This is a genomic window from Streptomyces sp. XM83C (genome assembly GCF_023072675.1).
Classification (GTDB): Bacteria; Actinomycetota; Actinomycetes; order Streptomycetales; family Streptomycetaceae; genus Streptomyces; species Streptomyces thermocoprophilus.
Window position 1 is genome coordinate 1 of the sequence record NZ_JALLGL010000019.1, and the last position, 18,089, is coordinate 18,089.

General features: G+C 72.7%; 12 protein-coding genes. 6 read left to right on the forward strand and 6 right to left on the reverse strand.

The window, feature by feature from the left end:
• From MTQ10_RS04185 to MTQ10_RS04195, 3 genes are all read left to right on the forward strand, one after another.
• Window positions 1-761: hypothetical protein (locus tag MTQ10_RS04185; RefSeq protein WP_247462324.1), on the forward strand; the 761-nt coding region annotated here is incomplete at its 5' end.
• Window positions 762-1,065: 304 nt separating this feature from the next.
• On the forward strand, window positions 1,066-2,007 hold the full coding sequence (locus MTQ10_RS04190; protein WP_247462326.1) for an RICIN domain-containing protein: 942 nt from the start codon (window positions 1,066-1,068) through the stop codon (window positions 2,005-2,007).
• A gap of 284 nt (window positions 2,008-2,291) precedes the next feature.
• Window positions 2,292-3,299 (forward strand): aminotransferase class V-fold PLP-dependent enzyme, encoded by a 1,008-nt coding sequence (locus MTQ10_RS04195; protein ID WP_247462328.1) that lies wholly within the window; start codon window positions 2,292-2,294, stop codon window positions 3,297-3,299.
• Between the two features lie 138 nt (window positions 3,300-3,437).
• Here MTQ10_RS04195 and MTQ10_RS04200 read toward each other — a convergent pair whose 3' ends face one another.
• Window positions 3,438-5,897 (reverse strand): SpoIIE family protein phosphatase, encoded by a 2,460-nt coding sequence (locus MTQ10_RS04200; RefSeq protein WP_247462330.1) that lies wholly within the window; start codon window positions 5,895-5,897, stop codon window positions 3,438-3,440.
• Window positions 5,898-6,093: 196 nt separating this feature from the next.
• On the opposite strand from MTQ10_RS04200, the gene MTQ10_RS04205 reads away from it, so the two are divergent.
• The 3 genes from MTQ10_RS04205 to MTQ10_RS04215 all read left to right on the forward strand — a co-directional run bounded on the left by MTQ10_RS04205 (window position 6,094) and on the right by MTQ10_RS04215 (window position 10,608).
• Window positions 6,094-8,388, forward strand: a complete 2,295-nt coding sequence (locus MTQ10_RS04205) for a SpoIIE family protein phosphatase (protein ID WP_247462332.1) — start codon at window positions 6,094-6,096, stop codon at window positions 8,386-8,388.
• A gap of 284 nt (window positions 8,389-8,672) precedes the next feature.
• Entirely contained in the window at window positions 8,673-9,953 is a 1,281-nt protein-coding gene (locus tag MTQ10_RS04210; protein WP_282611768.1) for a phosphatase PAP2 family protein, read from the forward strand.
• Between the two features lie 445 nt (window positions 9,954-10,398).
• Entirely contained in the window at window positions 10,399-10,608 is a 210-nt protein-coding gene (locus tag MTQ10_RS04215; RefSeq protein ID WP_247462335.1) for a hypothetical protein, read from the forward strand.
• Window positions 10,609-10,785: 177 nt separating this feature from the next.
• Here MTQ10_RS04215 and MTQ10_RS04220 read toward each other — a convergent pair whose 3' ends face one another.
• The 5 genes from MTQ10_RS04220 to MTQ10_RS04240 all read right to left on the reverse strand — a co-directional run bounded on the left by MTQ10_RS04220 (window position 10,786) and on the right by MTQ10_RS04240 (window position 18,086).
• Complete coding sequence (locus MTQ10_RS04220; RefSeq protein WP_247462337.1) at window positions 10,786-11,805, reverse strand: polysaccharide deacetylase family protein; 1,020 nt, start codon at window positions 11,803-11,805, stop codon at window positions 10,786-10,788.
• Window positions 11,806-11,829: 24 nt separating this feature from the next.
• A complete protein-coding gene (locus tag MTQ10_RS04225; RefSeq protein WP_247462385.1) occupies window positions 11,830-12,828 on the reverse strand; it encodes a glycoside hydrolase family 11 protein in 999 nt (332 codons plus the stop codon).
• A gap of 514 nt (window positions 12,829-13,342) precedes the next feature.
• Entirely contained in the window at window positions 13,343-14,194 is an 852-nt protein-coding gene (locus MTQ10_RS04230) for a TylF/MycF/NovP-related O-methyltransferase (protein ID WP_247462348.1), read from the reverse strand.
• A gap of 78 nt (window positions 14,195-14,272) precedes the next feature.
• On the reverse strand, window positions 14,273-15,130 hold the full coding sequence (locus MTQ10_RS04235; RefSeq protein ID WP_247462350.1) for a DMT family transporter: 858 nt from the start codon (window positions 15,128-15,130) through the stop codon (window positions 14,273-14,275).
• Between the two features lie 151 nt (window positions 15,131-15,281).
• Window positions 15,282-18,086: a DUF5682 family protein gene (locus MTQ10_RS04240; RefSeq protein WP_282611766.1), complete on the reverse strand. Its 2,805-nt coding sequence runs from the start codon at window positions 18,084-18,086 to the stop codon at window positions 15,282-15,284.
• Between the last annotated feature and the right edge of the window lie 3 nt (window positions 18,087-18,089).

Genomic DNA, 18,089 nt, shown 5'->3' on the forward strand with positions numbered 1-18,089 from the left:
CCGCCGAGTCCCGCCCGGCACCCGCCGTACAGGCGGCAGAGGCGTCGTTCCCCACCTGGGGGACCCGCTGGGTCGTGCACGCCACCCCGGACATCGACTCCGCATCCGTCGGCATGATCAACAAGTCGGCTCCGGGGCAGGACCGCATCACCGCCGACTACCAGGTCGACACCGGCCGCAGGGTGTGCGAGGGCAGCGCCTGCTCCACCTTCATGGCGCACATCACGCAGCCCGTCACCGGGTTCCTCACCGTCGTCGCCGTCGACATCCCCGAGGACCGGCTGCCCGGCGTTCCCGTCCGCCCGGCCCCCGGCCCGCAGCCCGCGCCGCAGCCCGGCTCGCGGGAGCGGACCCTGCGGCGCGCCGCGACCTGGCTCACCGCGAACAACGGGCGCCAGGTGCCGTACAGCCAGTCGAAGGTGTGGAAGGACGGCTACCGCCAGGACTGCTCCGGCTACGCCTCCATGGCGCTGGGCCTGGCCAAGCCGGGCACCAACACGAAGGGGCTGGCCGGCAACCGCAACATCACCCGGCCGATCTCCATGAACGAACTGCGCCCCGGTGACCTCGTCATCGACGCCATCGGTGACAGCAACACCCGGCACGTCGTCATCTTCGAGAAGTGGAACGACGACGCCCACCGCTCCTACACGGCGTACGAGCAGCGCGGCGGCCACGGCACCGACCACCGCACGCTGACCTACGGGCTGAAGGCGGGCAGCGAGTACAAGGCCTACCGTCCGGTCCAGTACGGCGACTGACACACTCTCACCCCGGCAGGGCCGGGTGCGTGCCCCCGGCGCGCACCCGGCCCGCCCCCTGTGCGGACCGGTCACCACCGCACCGCCTCGGCGCGAGGTCAACGGGCAGCTCGCGGGAGGCACCCCGGCGAGTGAACCGCGGGACAGGCGAATCGACTCTGCGGGAAAAGATCACCCTGCGGCGTCACCGTTCCGCTTGCTCCTTCGATATCGGCATAAATACAGTCCTGACCTGCTGGGACGGCCCCGTCCCAGGACGTGGAGCAGCCGCCGGGACAGCCCGTGCGGAAGGACGGACCTGCCGATGCCGATGACCGATCCGCGACGACACAGCCTCACGCCGGCACAGCGGCTCGGGGCGGCCCTCCGGGCGCTCCAGCAGCGATCGGGGTGCACCCTGCGGGCCCTGGAACAGCAGGTGCGGATCAGTGATTCCTCCATCTCTCGCTACTTCCGCGGTGACACCGTCCCCACATGGGACGCCGTACGGGATCTCTGCCGGGCCATGGGCGCCGATCCCATGGAGTACCGGCGGCTGTGGGAGGCCGCCGACGGGACGCGCCCCGAGGTGCCTCACGTGCCCGCGCCGGCCGTGGCGGCGGCGCCCGTGAGCGCCCCTGCGCCGGGGAGCGCGGTGGCGCCGGACGGTGAGCCCGCGGTGCCGGTCACCGTCGTCACCGTGGCCGAGACCGCGCCGCAGGAGCCGGCCACGAGGGCGGGGCGGCTGCGCCGGCTGTTCGCAGGCCGCTGGGCGTTCGCGGTCGCCGGCGCGGTGGCGGGGCTCTCCGCCGGTGCGGCGGTCGCCCTGTTCACCGCACCGCACACCCCGTTCGCGCCGCAGGCCCAGGGCCCCGCCGTGCTCGGCGAGGCCAGCCACCGCTCGCCGGGCGACACACGCATCTTCGTCAACCGGGCCACAGGCGCCTGCATGGACGACAGCCTCGAACACGGCCTGCGCACCTACGGATGCAACGGACTGCCGTACCAGAGGTGGACCCTGCGGACCCTGCCCGACGGCACGCGGCAGATCCGCAACCACGCCACCGGCCGCTGCATCAGCGACACGGGCAACGGGCCGCGCACCGAGCCCTGCGGGGACTCGACCGCCCAGCGCTGGACCACACCGCGGGGCGACGACGAGGCGGTGCCCGTACGCAGCACGGTCACCGGACGCTGCCTGACGGACGCCACGGCAGGCCTGCGCTCCCTGCCCTGCGAGGACATCCCGCACCAGAAATGGGCGTGAGGAGCCGCGTCCTCGGGGGTCGCGCCGGTTGCGACCGGCGGTCTCTTGCGCCGGAGGGGCGGAACTGGTCAGATGCCGTGACTCGGTGGGCGCGTCGGGCAGCCCGGCCGTGAGGATCGACCCCGTGCCCCGCACGGGACCCTGTGCCGGGACCCCGTGCCCCGCACAGGACCCGAGCCCTCCCCGTTCGGCACGCCGCTCACTTCGACACGCCCGCCGGATACCTGGACTTCGCCCGGTTCGGCCCGCCCTCACATGAGGTCGTCGCCGCAACCGCGCGGGCCATGGAGGCGTCCGCCCGCGCGGACCACACCACCGTGGACCTGCTGATGCGGGCGGAGGCCGAGGCCCGGGAGAGCGCCGCGCGGCTCGCGGGCACCGACGCCGCCCACACCGTGCTGCTGCCGAACACCTCCATCGGCCTGTTCCACGCGGCCTTCGGCATCCGCGAGGGCGTCGTCCTCACGGCGCGCACCGACTTCCCCGCCAACCACTACCCGTGGCGGCGCGCCATGGCCCTGGACCGTGCGGTGCCGCGCTGGCTCGACCCCGAGCCGGGCAGCGGTGTGACCCCGGAGCTGGTGCGCGAGGCGCTGACCGCGGACGTCGTCGCGCTGTCGGTGAGCGCGGTGGATTTCCGCAGCGGTTTCCGCGCCGACCTCGCGGCACTGCGGGAGGCGATCGGCCCGGACCGGCTGCTGATCGTGGACGGCATCCAGGCGTTCGGGGTGGCCGAGATGGCGTGGGGCGCCGCCGACGTGCTGGTGGCGGGCGGCCAGAAATGGCTCCGCTCGGGGTGGGCCACCGGCTTCGCGGCCCTGTCCGACCGGGCGCTGGAACGGCTGGAGCCCGTGCTGACCGGCTGGACGGGTGTCGAGGACGCCGGTCGCTTCGACGGCGTGGACCACCCGCCGGCGCCGGACGCGGGCCGCTGGTCGGTGACCCATCCGAGCCCTGTGACAGCGACCGCGTTCGCCGCCGCCCTCGGCCTCGTCGAGCGGTACACGGTCGCGGCGATCGAGCGCGCGATCGCGGCGCGGGTCGCGGAACTGGCGGAGGCGGTGGAGCGGCACGGCGGCCGGGTGCTGACGCCCGCCGGCCCCCGGCGCCGGGCGGGCATCCTGGCGTTCACGGTGCCCGGCGTCGATCCGTCCCTCGTCGGCAAGGCGCTGCACGCCGAGGGTGCCACGCCGACGGTGCGCGACGACTCGCTGAGGCTGTCGCCGCACGCCTCGACGCCCGCGGAGGCGGTCCACCGGGTCGAGGCGGCGCTGTCGTCGCTGCGGGGGTGAGGCCGCGCCGGGAAGCGGCTGCGGCAGAGGGGCGGCGGGCCGGAAGCCACGGGTGGCCGTGCCGTCGACCGGGGTGCACGCGGCGGGGACGGTCCGCCGTTACGACGCCATGGGCCGGAAAGACGATCGGCGTGCCGGTCAGGGGAGTTCCTGCTCCGCCCAGATGATCTTCCCGTCGCGGGTGTAGCGGGCGCCCCAGCGGTGGGCGAGCTGGGCCACGAGGAACAGGCCGCGACCGCCCTCGTCGGTGGTGCGGGCATGCCGCAGTCGCGGCGCGGTGCTGCTGCTGTCGGAGACCTCACAGGTCAGTCGGGCGTCGCGGAGGAGGCGCAGCCGGAACGGCGGGGTGGCGTAGCGGATCGCGTTGGTGACGAGTTCGCTGACGATCAGCTCCGTCGGCACGGCCAGCTCCGTCAGGCCCCACCGCTCGACCTGCCGGGTGGCGGCGGCGCGGACGGTGGCGACGGCAGCGGGGTCGGCGGGGACGTCCCACGTGGCGATCCGGTCGGGGCTCAGGGGGTGGGTGCGGGTCAGGAGCAGGGCGATGTCGTCGGGCTGGGGGCCGGGCACCAGTTCCTCGACGGCCTCGCGGCACAGCGTGGCGAGGTCGGTCTCCGGCCGGGACAGTGCTCTGCCGAGGCGGGTCATGCCGTCCTCCACGTCCCGGCCGGCGCCCGCGATCAGGCCGTCGGTGTACAGGCCGAAGAGGCTGCCGGGCGGCAGTTCGATCTCACGGGTCTCGAAGCCGAGGCCGCCCAGACCGAGCGGGGGGCCGGCCGGCGGCGCGGGGAAGCGGACGCGGCCGTCCGGTTCGACGACGACGGGCGGCGGGTGGCCGGCCCGCGCCATGGCGCACCGGCGGCTGACGGGGTCGTACACGGCGTACAGGCAGGTCGCGCCGAGGAACGCGGACGCGCCGCGGGCCCGGCCGCCGTCGAGGGTGTCCTCGTCGCCGAGCCGCAGCACCAGGTCGTCGAGGTGGGCGAGCAGTTCGGCGGGCGGCAGCTCCATGTCGGCGAGGGTCTGCACGGCCGTACGCAGCCGGCCCATGGCCGCGGCGGCGGCGATGCCGTGTCCGACGACGTCGCCGACGACGAGTGCGACGCGGGCACCGGACAGCGGCAGTACGTCGAACCAGTCGCCGCCCACGCCGCCGCTCGGCTCGGCGGGCAGGTAGTGGGAGGCCACCTCCAGTGCGGTGCCGCCGCTCTGGGCGAGCGGCAGGAGGCTGCGCTGGAGGGAGACGGCGGCCTCGTGCTCACGGGTGTAGCGGCGGGCGTTGTCCACGGACAGGGCCGCCCGGGCGACGATCTGCTGCGCCACCAGGACGTCGTCGGGGGCGAACGGGACGGGGTCGAGGGAGCGGACGAAGGTGGCCAGGCCGAGTGTGGTGCGGCGGGCCCGCAGCGGCACGGACAGCAGGGAGTGCAGGCCGTAGGTGCGGATGACGTCGGCCGCGGTGGCCGGTCCGGCCCACAGGTCGCTGTCCGGGTCCAGGGCCGGGATCAGGATCGGCTCTCCGCTGCGGAACCGGCTCAGATCGCGCGGCAGGGGGAAGGAGTCGACCTGTTCGCCGATGCGGGCGGTGGCCTCGGGGCAGCCCCGGCGCACCGAGCTCATCCCGGAGCGGCGCAGCACCGGCCGTGGCCCCGCCCGGCCGGTGTCGCCGGACCACGCTCCGTGGCTCTCGCCGTTCAGGACGGATTCCAGCAGGTCGACGACGACGAAGTCGGCGAAGCGCGGCACCGCGAAGTCGGCCAGTTCCTGGGCGGTGCGCGACACGTCGAGGGTGCGGCCGATGCTGGTGCCGGCCTCGCTGACCAGCGACAGCAGACGGCGGGCGTTCCACCGCTCGGTGACGTCCATGACCATGTAGCACACGCCGCTGATGCTGTCGTCGCCGTCGACCAGCGGGAAGAAGGAGGTGGAGTAGGCGTGCCGGCGGTGCGGGTCGGACCAGCTCCAGCCGACGTACTCGTAGTCGGTGACGGGCTCGCCGGTCTCCAGGACCTTGCGCATCAGCCCTTCGATGATGTCGGTCCGCATTCCGGGCAGCACCTCGCTGAGGCGCCGGCCGAGCCGTTGCTCGCGGGGGACGCCGCCGAGCCGTTCCAGGGTGTCGTTGAGCCATACGTAGCGCAGCTGCCGGTCGGTGACCGCCATGCCGGCCGGTGAGCGGGTGAGGAAGCCGTCGAGGACCGACTCGCCGACCGTCCAGCGCAGCTGTCTCTCGCGGGCCGAGAGCAGGAAGCACTCGTCGTCTCCGATGCCGAAGGAGGCGGAGACCCTCAGGTCGGTGTCGATGCTGCGGCCGTCGCGGTGCCGGAGCGGGACGCTGCCGTTCCAGCCCATGCCGTTGCGGCAGCGCTCGGCGATGCCGGCGACGCGCACGGGGTCTCCGGGCAGCGCGACGAGGGACATCGCGGGGCGGCCGACGACCTCGGACGCGGGGTAGCCGAGGAGGTCCTCGGCCGCGCGGGTCCAGCCGAGGACGTCGCCGCGCGCGGACAGCACGGCCGCCGCGTCCGAGGACGCGTCGAACAGGTCACGCGCTCCCGCCGACAGGGGCGGGTCGGACCCTTTTCGCACCGGATTCATGAGTCCTGCCGTCGACCGGAACCGGACTTGCTGGAACCACTGCACGGTGGGGGTGCCACCGGACCTACACGCCTATGGTGCTGCTTGTCGGGCCGATGTGCACGGCCCGGCGGAACGGGGGGAGCATGGAAGCAGCCCCTCGGGGCGGCCCCGGAGGGGGACGGTGCGCCGGTCGGCCCGCTAAGGAGGCCCACGGATGACAGCCGAATCCTTCCCGCCCGACGACGAGCCGCACAGCGGCGGCCCGCGCGGCGGCGACCGGCCCTCCGACGCCCCGGACACCGGAGGCGGACACCCCGGCGGCCCCCTCCCCGGCGACGCGCACCCCGGCGGCCACCTCGACGACCAGGGCCCGGACGCCCCCCGCCCCGGCGACCCCGGCGACGCGCGCCTCGGCGGCCCGCGCATCGGCGACGCGCTGCCCGGCGGCGGGCGTTCCGGTGAGCGGGTCCCCGAGGCGTACGACTCCGGGGCGGCGCGGCAGACGTCCCTGCTCGACGTGCTCAGCGTGGCCGCGCTGGTCCTGGACGCGGAGGGCCGGATCGTGTTCTGGACGCCGCAGGCGGAGGAGCTGTTCGGCTACTCCTCCGCGGAGGCGCTCGGCAAACCGGCGGCCCGGCTGATCATCCACCCGGAGCATCTGCAAGCGGTCCTGAAACTGTTCACGGAGGTCCTGGAGACCGGCCGGAGCTGGGCCGGCGCGTTCCCGGTGCGGCACAAGGACGGCACCACGCGGCTGATGGAGTTCCGCAACATGCGGCTGCTGGACGACCTGGGGGACGTGTACGCCCTCGGTCTGGCCGCCGACCACCGGCTGCTCCAGCGTGTCGAGACCGATCTGGCACTGTGCGAGCGGCTGATCAACCAGTCCCCCATCGGTCTGGCACTGCTCGACCCTGATCTGCGGTATGTGCTGGTGAATCCGGCGCTGGAGCGTATCGACGGCATTCCCGCCGAGGACCATGTCGGCCGTCATCTGCGGGAGACGATGCCCTTTCCGGACGTGGACACGGTGGAGTCGGCGCTGCGGCAGGTGCTCGCCACCGGAACGCCGCTGCTCGACCAGTACCACGTGGGCCGGTCCCGTTCCGATCCCGAGCAGGAGCGGGCCTGGTCGCTGTCGTTCTACCGGCTGGAAGACCCGGCCGGGCGGGTGCTCGGCGCGGCGACCTCCGTCGTCGACGTCACCGAGCGGCACCGTGTGGCCGCGGAGGCGGACCGGGCCCGCCGCCGGCTCGCCCTGATCGCCGACGCGTCGACGCGGGTCGGTACCACGCTGGAGGTGGAGCGGACCGCTGCGGAACTGGCCGACATCACCAGCCGCGAACTCGCGGACGTGGTCGCCGTGGACATCCTGGACTCGGCACTGGCCTGCCGCCGGGTGCGCAAACCGGACAGCGGCCCGGAGCTGTTCCGGGCGCTCGCGCTGAAGGCGGCCCACCCGACCGTCGCGCTGCGCGCCGCCGACGCGCCCGGCGAACTCGCCGCGTACGAGGGCGACCGGCTGGTCACCCTGTGCGTCCACACGGGCCGCCCGGTGCTGGTGCGCCATGTCGACGAGGGTGATCTGCCGCGGATCGCGCGGGACGCGGAGGCCGCGCGGCTGCTGGCGCGGGCCGGGGTGCACTCGTATCTCGCGGTGCCGCTGATCGCGCACGGTGAGGTGCTCGGCGCGCTGGACCTCAAACGGACCCGCAATCCGGTGCCGTTCGACGAGGACGACGTGGTGCTGGCGGGCGAGCTGGCGAGCCGGGCGGCCATCGCCATCGACAACGCGCGCTGGTTCCAGAGCGTGCGCAACTCGGCGCTGACCCTCCAGCGGAGTCTGCTGCCCGACCATCCGCCGCACCACACGGGTCTGGAGCTGGCCTCCCGCTATCAGCCGGCGCAGGCCACGAGCGAGGTGGGCGGCGACTGGTACGACGTGCTGCCGCTGGCCGACGACAAGACGGCGCTCGTGGTGGGCGATGTGATGGGCAACGGTATCGACGCCGCCGCCACGATGGGCCGGCTGCGCACCGCCACCTGCGCCTACGCGGATCTCGATCTGGAGCCGGGCGAGGTGCTCCAGCATCTGGACAAGATCACGTGTGATCTGGAGCACTACATCGTGACGTGTCTGTACGCGGTGTTCGATCCGCGGACCCGGCTGTGCCGAATCGCCAACGCGGGCCACATGCCGCCCGCGTTGGCGCGTGCCGGGGACCCGCCGAGGCTGGTGGAGCTGCCGTCCGGTGTGCCGCTCGGCGTGGGCGGCATCCGGTTCGACACCGCCACGGTCGAGCTGTTGCCCGGGGATCTGCTCGTGCTGTACACCGACGGGCTGGTGGAGACCCGGCAGCATCCCATCGACGAGCGGCTGGAGACGATGCTGGGCTTCCTCGACGAGCCGGGACGGCCGCTGGAGGAGACCTGCGATCTGCTGCTGTACGGCCTGCGCCACCCCGACGACCACGACGACGTGGCGCTGTTGGTGGCGCGGGCCCTGTAGCCGGCGGTGCCGCGGCACGGCGGCGGGCCGCCCGTTGTGCCCGACAGGTGAGGTCCGGGGGGCCGTTGACGGTGACGGTGCGCGACAGATCGTGTGCGTACGGTCGGCTGCGGCGGGGTGTGACGTGGTCGCCGGGGCGGCTTCCGCGACCCCTCACGGCCTCTTGCGCGGCTCCGCTAGCATGATCGAACCCATAGCGTTCAACCCAAAATCCGACAAATCGGCTGAATGAATTGATATCGCAGACATCGCGGGAGCTTCCGCGGACCGACCGAAGAACCGCGTTGTGGATCGCGGCGGGCGTGGTGACCCTCGGGTTCCTTGTCGCCCTGGAGATCGCCGCCCGGCACTACGGTGTCCGCGGGCCGATCACCAACCAGGTCCGGGAGGTGATTTTTCCCCCCAAGTCCGGACCTCTGCTGTACGCCAGCATGGCGCTGATGATGGTGGTGCTGAACCGGCGGGAGCGGTTCGTCGCCGCCGGGGCCGCGGTCGGCATCGACCTGGTCTTCGCGCTCGTGCGATGGACGTTCGACATCAAGTCGCCCCATGGGCACGCCTTCGGCAACGGCGCGCTGCTGGTGATCATCGGGTGTGCGGTGATCGCCCTGACCCGGCGGTCCGGGCAGGACCGGGTGCTGCTGCTGAAGGGTGTGGGTCTCGGCCTGCTGCTGGTGGCCGGCCGCAAGACCGGCGACACCTGGCTGCTGATCACCTCCAAGACCCGCCCCACGGTCCTCGACCCGTACGTGGCGGTCGCGGACAAGGCGCTGGGCGATCCGTCATGGCTGGTCGGCCGTCTCGTGCGGGCGTCCGGCACGGTGGGCGAGCACGTCCTCGACTATGTGTACATCCAGCTCGCCGTCGCCGCGGTGGTCATCGCGCTGTATCAGCTGCGGCACGTGGCCGCGGAGCGCGCCTTCCCCCGCCACCATCTGGTGCGGACCTTCCTCGCGATCGGTCTGCTCGGCCCGGGCATCTACATGATCTTCCCGACGGTCGGTCCGATCTTCGTCTACGGCGCCGACGGCGGCCACTGGGCCCTCGCGAACCTCTGGCCGGACACGGTACCTGCGCTCCAGACGCCGCACGCCGTGCCGTTCGACGAGATCACCCCGCGCAACTGCATGCCCAGTCTGCACACCGCGTGGGCCACGACGATCTTCGTGCACTCCCGCCGGGGCCCGCGCCTGCTGCGGTTCGCCGGCACGTTCTGGCTGATCGCGACGCTCGGTGCGACGCTCGGTTTCGGCTACCACTACGGCGTGGACCTCATCGCCGGTGTGGTGTTCGCGCTGACGATCGAGGCGGGGATGCGTGCCCTGGCCCGCGGCTGGGACCGCGCGGGCATCCTGTTCGTGGCGTACGGCACCGTCGTGTTCACCGCGCTGCTGCTGTCCTACCGCTTCCTGCCGATGCAGATGGCCCGCCTGCCGTGGGTGTTCGGGCCGCTTCTGCTGCTGGCGATGGGCTCGGTGATCTACGCCTATGTGCGCACCACCCGCCAGTGGGAGCCGGTGTCCGCACCGGCTCGGCAGACGGAGGCGCAGCCCGCGCTCGCCTGAACTCGAGGACGGCGGAAGGATTCCGGCCGCCGTCGGGGTCGCTTCGGTGCCCCGGCGGCGGCCGGAGCCGTCTCCGCCCCCGCGCACCCGCATTCCGGGTGCTGTCGCGGCGCCGGGGGCGCAGACTCCTGCCGTGGCAGGCACCGAGGAGTTCCGCGACGCCGGCATCCGCTGGGCGGGAACGGGCCTCGACGGCGCGGCGGGTGACCTCGCCGCGCGACCGGGGTCCGCCAGGACCGGATCGACGGCGGCTGCCCCAAGCCGTACATCGTCACCGAGACCGGACCGCCCGGCACCTTCGCCATGACCGCGCCCGAGACGCTCGGCGTACGGCCCGGTACGTGCGTCTGGAGCTGACGGCGCGCGGCACGGGCCGGGGCTGCTCCCCGCACGAACCGGACCGGACCTGTACGGCTGATCATCACCGCTGCCCGCAGGAGCACGCATGCGATCGAGTCCACGACGGCTGCCCGCACTTCTGCCGGGAACCGCCCTGATCACCGCCGGCCTCGGGGTCGGCACCGTCGCCGGAGCCGCGGGCGCCGCCACCGGCCGGGGCGACGCGGGGCAGGCAGCGCACACCGGTCCCACCGTCACCGTGTCCGTCGTACCCTCCGGTGACGACCCCGACGGGGACGACCGCATCCCGGCCTGACCCGGTCACCGGTGTGACGCCGTCCCAGGAGACGCCGGCGCGCGGCTACGACCAGCCGCGTCCCGAGGCGGGCGCGATGCTCGAGAAGAACCACCGGCTGCCCTGAGACGAGGACGGCGCGGCGGTCCCGTGGGGCCGCCGCGCCGCTGCGCACTGTTCCGTGTGCCGGCGGTCCGCTCAGCTCGCGCTGCAGGAGACCGTCGGCCAGGTCCAGTTGCCGTTGTGCTGGATGGTCACACCCCAGTTGTTGCCGTTGCCGTTCGGCCTGGCCACCAGCACCTGACTGCTCGGGTAGCTCGCGGTCACGTTCCAGGTCGCCAGCACCCTCGCCGGCGACGGCACGTTCATCGTCACCGTCCAGTTGTTCGAGCCGGACACCGAGACGTTCAGGTTGTACCGGTCGCCCCACTGCTGGCCCGCCGACAGCGTCGCGGTGCAGCTCGTGCCGCCACCGCCGCCGCCACCGCCACCGCCGCCGTCGCTGCTGCCGTCGGGGGCGACGGCCCGGCCGGTCTGCGGGGAGATCATGCCGGCGCACAGGTTGCGGGAGGCCAGCACCTGCGCGATCCGCGGGATCGCGGCGAGGGTGTTGGCCGGCCAGTCGTGCATCAGGATGATCTGGCCGTCGTTGAGCCGGCCGACCGCCTGGACGATCGCATCGACGCTCGCGTTGTTCCAGTCCTGCGAGTCGACGTCCCAGATGATCTCGGTGAGGCCGTACTTGGCCTCGACCGCCTTCAGCGTCGAGTTGGTCTCCCCGTACGGCGGACGGAACAGCTTGGGCGTGCCGCCGCCCGCCGACGCGATCGCCTGCTGGGTGCGGGAGATCTCCGAGTCGATCTGGGCCTGGCTCATCTGGGTCAGATGCGGGTGGGTGTAGCTGTGGTTGCCGACCCACATGCCCGCGTCGACCTGCGCCTTCACCAGGGACGGGTTGCTCGCGGCGTACTGTCCCTCGTTGAACATGGTGGCGCGCAGGCCGTTCTGCTTCAGCGCGTTGAGCAGAGCGCCGGTGTTGCCGGACGGGCCGTCGTCGAAGGTGAGTCCGACGTACCCGTTGCAGGTCGCAGCCTGCGCGGGTGCGGCCGTGCCGACGGTCAGGGTGCCTGCGGTTGCTGCTGCGGTCATCGCGAGGACGGCCAGTTTCGTGACCAGGGAGCGCAGGGTGCGCGCTCCGCTTCTCTTGCGGATTCTCATCGGGTCTCCTTCAGCGCTTCCGGGTCAGCTCGCGCTGCAGGAGACCGACGGCCAGGTCCAGTTGCCGTTGTGCTGGATGGTCACACCCCAGTTGTTGCCGTTGCCGTTCGGCCTGGCCACCAGCACCTGACTGCTCGGGTAGCTCGCGCTGACGTTCCAGGTCGCGAGCACCTTCGCCGGCGACGGCACGTTCATCGTCACCGTCCAGTTGCTGGAACCGGACACCGAGACGTTCAGGTTGTACCGGTCGCCCCACTGCTGGCCCGCCGACAGCGTCGCGGTGCAGCCACCGCCGCCGCCACCCGTGCCGCCACCCGTGCCGCCACCCGTGCCGCCGCCGGTGCCGCCACCGGTGCCGCCACCGCCGGAACCCGCGTCGCCGACGGTGATGTTGGAGTTGCCGCTGCTCTGGTAGCCCTCGGTCGCCATGATCATGTAGTAGTTGAAGCTGCCGAGGCGCATGCCCGCGCGGGACCAGGCGTCGAAGTGGTTGCCGGTGGTGATGGTGCCGCCGGTCCGCTTGGACTGCCGGACGCTCCAGTACTGGTCGAAGGTCTTGGTGCCCTCGACGGACGGGGCGTTGTAGCGGGTCGTCTTGTAGATGTCGTAGGTGCCGCCGTCACTGGTGACGGTGCCCATGAAGGTGCCCGTGGGGCGGTAGGTGCCCCAGTTGTCGACGATGTAGTACTCGACGAGCGGGTTGGAGGTCCATCCGTACAGCGCCAGGTAGGCGTTGCCGGAGGGGTTGAAGGAGCCGGAGTAGCTCACGGTGCGGCGTCCGCCGTTGGCCCAGCCCTTGCCGGCGACGAAGTTGCCGGTGTTGTACCAGGACGTGCTGTAGTTGCCGCCGGAGCCCAGGTTCATGGAGACGGTGCCCTGGGAGTCGGTCCAGAACGAGTAGTAGTAGCCGTTGTTCGTGCCGGTCTGGTTGGTCGTGACGGTCGTGTCGGCCTGCGCGGTGCCCGGCAGGGTCAGGGCGGCGATGCCGACCAGGAGCAGCGTGCAGGCGCTGCTGATGAGCATGCGGAACTGGCTGAGCCATGCGAAGCGGACGCGCCTCGGGCGCGTCGGGGGTGCGGGTGCGTCATGCATGGACGGGTTCTCCTCCTCATCGTCCTTGAGGTGGACGGGGTGTGTGGTGGGTCAGTTTTGGCTTGCCCCTGTCAACTGTCAATACTTTCGACGTGAATTACGAAACGCCAATCGCCGGGAGAGGAGCGGCAGTTGGACCATTTACGCAGTTCATCGGAGGTTGACTGTCGTTGTCACGGCCGAGGTTCGGCGCCGATCTCCGAATGCAGATCCTTTTTGAATGCGTAACACTCGAATCTTTCGGCGAATCTTTCGAAGCCGGGGCGGCAGAGCCGATGACGCATCGTGCGGCCCAGCGGCCCGGACCGGGCAGACGGGCCGCCACCGGGTCCAGCGGATCACCGGGACCGCCTTGTGCACCGGGCCGATGACGCCGCAACAGCTCAGGAAACACCGCGGCCCGGCACCCTCGAGGGCGTCGGGCCCGCGTCGGTGCGGCGTGCCGTCAGGCGTCGTGGTCCCAGGTCGCGGGCGGTTTCACGGCAACCCGGCCCTCGTCCATGCGGAGCAGCAGCAGCGGTACGCCCGACTCCTCCAGCCACTCGTCGACGGCACGCTTGGCGCCCTCCCACCAGCCGTAGTCGTCGAGCAGCAGGACACCGCCGGGCACCGGCCGCGGCCACAGGTGCCTCAGCTCGTGCCGGGTCGACTCGTACCAGTCGGTGTCGAGACGCAGGATGCTGATTCGGTCCGGGACGTTCCCCGGGACGGTGTCCTCGACCTTGCCTCGGTGGTAGTGGATCCGGTCGGCGGGACAGTCGGTCTGCCGCATCGTCTCCTGGACGTCCTCCAGCGAGGCGTACGCCCGGACGCCCGCGCTGCGGGGGCTGGCGGCGGGCATCTCGGCGGCGCTGCGGCCGTCGTGCCGGCGGTCCTGCTCGCTGGGCTCGCTCATCCCTACGAACGTGTCGTAAAGGTGCAGCTCGCGGCTGATGTCGCCGACCTCGGTGAGAGTTCTGGCCGCCGCGAGCATGCTGCCGCCGCGCCATACGCCGCACTCGACGATGGCACCGGGAATTCGGTGGCGGACGACATGACGCACCGAGTGGATCAGTGCGTTGAGCTTCTCGGGCGAGGTCATCGTGTACGGCTCGACCGCGCGGACGGTGGCCTTGACCGCGTCGTCGTAGTCGTGCGGGAACTCCCGCTGGGGCTTCGGCTCGGCGGCAGGCGGGGCAGTCGCGGGCCGGACGGAAGCGCTCGCCGGCCGACCGCCGGTTCCGGGCGTCTTCACGCGGCGCAGCTCGTAGCCAGTGACAGATCGCAACACATGATTGACTGCCCGACGCATCGTCATGGCCGGCGACCACAACTGAACCGAGTCAGCCCGATGTCTTGTGTGCGCGCTCGCCGCGATCACCCTTTGGTGATCTGTTCAGTGCACGACATCGCCCAGCTGGGGCACCACGCGGACCAGCCGGAACACCCCCCAGACGATCAACAGCGCACCCGCTGCCGCGGGCAGCAGCCACCACCCGGTGCGCACCTGTTCGTCGAAAAGGGTGACGCCCAGGAGGAGGCTCACCGAGGCGTCACCGACGGTCAGCGCGGGCTGCGAGGCGACGAGCGGACCGGTCTGCAGCGCGTTCTCCAGCAGCAGGAGCGCCGCGACGCCGGTGAGCGCGAAACCGTAGGTCTGCCAGCTGGTGAAGAACGCCGGCAGTCCGTCGTCGGCGAGCCGGCCCGTCGCCGACTTCATCAGCGCCGCGGTCAGCGCGTTGCCGGTGGCGGCGCCCGCGGCCAGCACCGCGGCCCGCACCAGGGGTGAGGACGAGACACGCGCGACGGCGACGGCCGCGGCCATCACACCGAGGGTGACCGCCAGCACCGGCACCCACTCCTCCGTGGCCGCCTGCCGTCTCGTCCCGGACGGTGCCGCCGCGCCCAGCAGCAGCGCGAGCCCCGCCACGACACCGGCGACGGCCTGCCACGCGGCCGGAGGCAGCCGCCGGTGCAGCAACGGAACGGCGATCAGCAGGGCGAACGGCAGCTCGAGGACGAACACCGGCTGCACGAGCGCCATGGGCCCGTTGACCAGGGCCAGTGCCTGGAAGACCGCGGCGCCGGTGACGCCCGCGATGCCCGCGAACCAGGCGGGCCGTCGAACGAGGGCACGCAGCAGCGCCAGGCCGCCGCCTCGCTCCACGCCGGCGGCGGCCCTGCGCTGGAAGGCCGTACCGGCGGCGTTGCTGGCGGCGCCCAGGACGGCGAAGAACACGGCGAGCACGATCATGGGTCCACCATGCCCGGCATGCCCCGCGTCGCCCGCCCGCTACGCCGGACCGGCCCCGGCCCCCACCCGGCCAGGTGCCGGGCCGGGTGGCGTGAGCGAGGGAGCCTCCGCGCCCGGCAGTGCCGGCGGAGGCTCCCGGTGCGCGCCCCGGTCAGGTGGTGCTCAGCAGCAGCTCCAGGGCCTGCGCGGTCTCGGGGTGGCGAGCGAGCAGCTCGGCGCCGACCGCGGCCGGTGTCCCCGGCTCCTCCGTCGTCCACCCGCCGTCGCAGCCGAGCAGCTCCGCCAGCGCGTCGCAGGTCGCCGGGTGGGCGGCGAGCAGCGGCAGGCCGCGGGGGCCGGTCGTGCCGCGCGCGGCGCGTCGCGCGGGAGCGGGCTCGGCCTTCCACGGCGGCACCCAGGAGTCCAGCTCGGCCAGCCGGGCCGGGAAGACGCGCCCCGCCTCCCGGATCAGCAGGGGTGCCAGCTCGGCGCCGCTGCCGCGGAGGCCGCTGATCAGGGTCGGCAGCCACGGCAGCAGCACGGGATCGGGCAGCGCCGCGAAGGCCTGCGAGACGGCCTCCACGACGAAGTCGGCCAGCCCCGGCACCGGCTCCAGTGCGTGCAGGAAGCCGTTCAGATAGCGCGGGTAGGCGGGGACGACCAGCGGGTTGCCCAGCAGGTGCGCGATGCGCTCGCGCAGGTCGGCGCGGGACAGGGTGCCGAGGTGGGTTCTGGCCGCCCACAGCAGCGCCGTCTTCGCGGGGTCCTCGGGGTGCGACTGGGCGACGGCCAGCTCCAGCTGGCTGCGGTCGCATCCGAGGGACAGGGCGAGGCCCTCCATGCTGAACAGGAAGCCCAGCATGGCGGCGACCTGCCGCGCGCTCGCGTCGTCGTCCGTGAACGCCGTCGGCAGCAGGGTGCAGTAGTGCGCGTAACCGGTCTTGACGAAGGACTCGATCCACGCGGGCAGGGACGGCTCCGAGGTGCGGTAGTACGCGAGCAGGGCGCGCACCCGGCGCAGCACCTCGGGGGCGCCGTCGACACTGCGTTCGGTCGCGAGGACCTCCAGGGCCCGCCCGCCGAGCTCGTCGGCGAGGCGACGGCTGCGCAGGTACAGGGTGGCGTCCTCGACGGCTTCGAGGACCTTCGCCGTGGTGGCCTGCGGGCCGTACGCGGTGCGGCGCAGCCGTTGTTCGAGGACCTGCTCGATGCTGACGCCCTCGTAGCCCAGCTCGATCAGGGCGCGCTGGTGGGTGCCGAGGGCGAGGTCCCAGGACTCCTGGACGGAACGCTCCCCCAGGCGGCGTTCGCCCATGACCGGGCGGGCGGCACCGTGCGGCATCAGACGGCGCAGCATCCACAGCACGTCGGAGCAGGCTTCCAGCTCCGGCCGGGACGCCATGTCGAGCAGGGCGCGCTGCACACCGCGCTGCTGAAGCTTGAGGCCGAGCGGTGCGAGCCGGTCGTGGACGTCCCGGGCGAGCGGCGGCAGGGCGTCGTAGCCGACCTGTCCGACGCGGTCGCCGCCGAGCATGATCTCCACCAGCCGGCGGACGTCCCGCCGGCCCGGCACGGAGTCCTTCTCGATGCAGGTGATCGCCGCGTCCTGGAAGTCGTACGGCGTCGGCTTGGCCCGGTCGCGCATCCCGGCGAGCAGGATGGACGTCTCGAACACGGCGATGGCGTCGGCGGTGGAGGCGAGATAGCCGTTGCGGCGGGCGGCGCGGACGATCTCCACCGACCAGCCGAGCAGTTCCTCCTCGTCGAGGCGGTCCAGGACGGGCGGGCGCCGCAGGAACCCGGTGAGCCGGTCGGGTGCGGGGCCCTGCCCGGCGGGGGCCGGGACGGCGGGGGCCGTAGCGGTTTTCTTCGCGGCCTTGCCACGGCCTGCCTGGCCGGTGAGCCGGTACGGCTCGACCCGGGTGCGTCTGAGGTTCTTCGCCCACTGGGTCGCGGCGATGGACACCGAGCCGGCGGCGAGCCCGAACTGCGCCTCGATCGCGGCGTGGCTGGACGGGATGAGTCCGTGCTGCCATTTGGTGCCGGTGGGCGGGGTGATCTCGAAAGTGTCGGTGCCGTGCACGCCGAACTCCGCCACGCGGCTGGCCGCGTGGAAGGCGCCGCACACGTACAGGGCGTCGGCCGGGTCGGTGCCGGTGTCGGCGAGGTGCCGGCGCATCCGCGTCCACATGTACCGCTCGCGGTCCTCGTCGACACGGACCCGGTGCGCCTCGCCGGGGGCGAGGCGCCGGAAGAGGCTGCCGATGAGCAGCATGACCTGGCGGTAGGTGTCGTGGTCGGCGTCGCCGAGGGGCAGTTCGACGTACTGGTGCCACCACTCCGACCAGTGCCGCACCTTGCCGTGGCGCAGCAGATGCTCCTCCAGTTCGGCGAAGCGGGGCCGCAGATCGCCGATCTCCACTCCGACGGCGTCGCCGTGCAGTGCCGACTCCTCCTCGGCGGGCGGCGCGTCGGGGTCGTCCGGGCCGGAGGCGCGGTCCGTGTTCTCCTGCCACTGGAAGACGTGGTCGGAGGAGCGGTCGACGAGGACGAGCTCGACGCCGGGGGTGTCCAGGGCGTACGCGATGGCCTGGTACTCGGCTGACGCCTCCGTGATGGGTGCGACCACCGACAGGGGTGCCCAGTCGGTGGGGAAGCCGTCGACCTCCGTCGCGAACGCCTGCACGGCGACGGGGAGCCGGCAGTTGCGCAGTTCGGTGAGGAGCGGCGCCATGTCCTCGCACAGTTCGAGGTAGACCACCTTGGGCTGCTTCTCGCGCAGCCGGCGGGCCATGGCGAGCGCCGAGGCGGGCGAGTGGTGGCAGACCGGGAAGATCTCCAGCGGTTCGCGTACGGCACGGTCCACGTCGTCGACGATGCCGAGGAGGATGCCCTCCAGGGCGTCGGGTCCGTCGGCGAACTCGGCCGCGGCTTCCTGAAGTTGGCCGCGCAGGGCGGCGAAGGATCCCTCGTTCATGGC

Excerpts from the sequence above, each read along its gene's own strand:
- MTQ10_RS04190 (WP_247462326.1), top strand. The coding sequence starts at position 1,066 with ATGCCGATGACCGATCCGCGACGACACAGCCTCACGCCGGCACAGCGG.
- MTQ10_RS04195 (WP_247462328.1), top strand. The coding sequence starts at position 2,292 with ATGGAGGCGTCCGCCCGCGCGGACCACACCACCGTGGACCTGCTGATG.
- MTQ10_RS04200 (WP_247462330.1), bottom strand. The coding sequence starts at position 5,897 with ATGAATCCGGTGCGAAAAGGGTCCGACCCGCCCCTGTCGGCGGGAGCG.
- MTQ10_RS04205 (WP_247462332.1), top strand. The coding sequence starts at position 6,094 with ATGACAGCCGAATCCTTCCCGCCCGACGACGAGCCGCACAGCGGCGGC.
- MTQ10_RS04215 (WP_247462335.1), top strand. The coding sequence starts at position 10,399 with ATGCGATCGAGTCCACGACGGCTGCCCGCACTTCTGCCGGGAACCGCC.
- MTQ10_RS04220 (WP_247462337.1), bottom strand. The coding sequence starts at position 11,805 with ATGAGAATCCGCAAGAGAAGCGGAGCGCGCACCCTGCGCTCCCTGGTC.
- MTQ10_RS04225 (WP_247462385.1), bottom strand. The coding sequence starts at position 12,828 with ATGCTCATCAGCAGCGCCTGCACGCTGCTCCTGGTCGGCATCGCCGCC.
- MTQ10_RS04230 (WP_247462348.1), bottom strand. The coding sequence starts at position 14,194 with ATGACGATGCGTCGGGCAGTCAATCATGTGTTGCGATCTGTCACTGGC.
- MTQ10_RS04235 (WP_247462350.1), bottom strand. The coding sequence starts at position 15,130 with ATGATCGTGCTCGCCGTGTTCTTCGCCGTCCTGGGCGCCGCCAGCAAC.
- MTQ10_RS04240 (WP_282611766.1), bottom strand. The coding sequence starts at position 18,086 with ATGAACGAGGGATCCTTCGCCGCCCTGCGCGGCCAACTTCAGGAAGCC.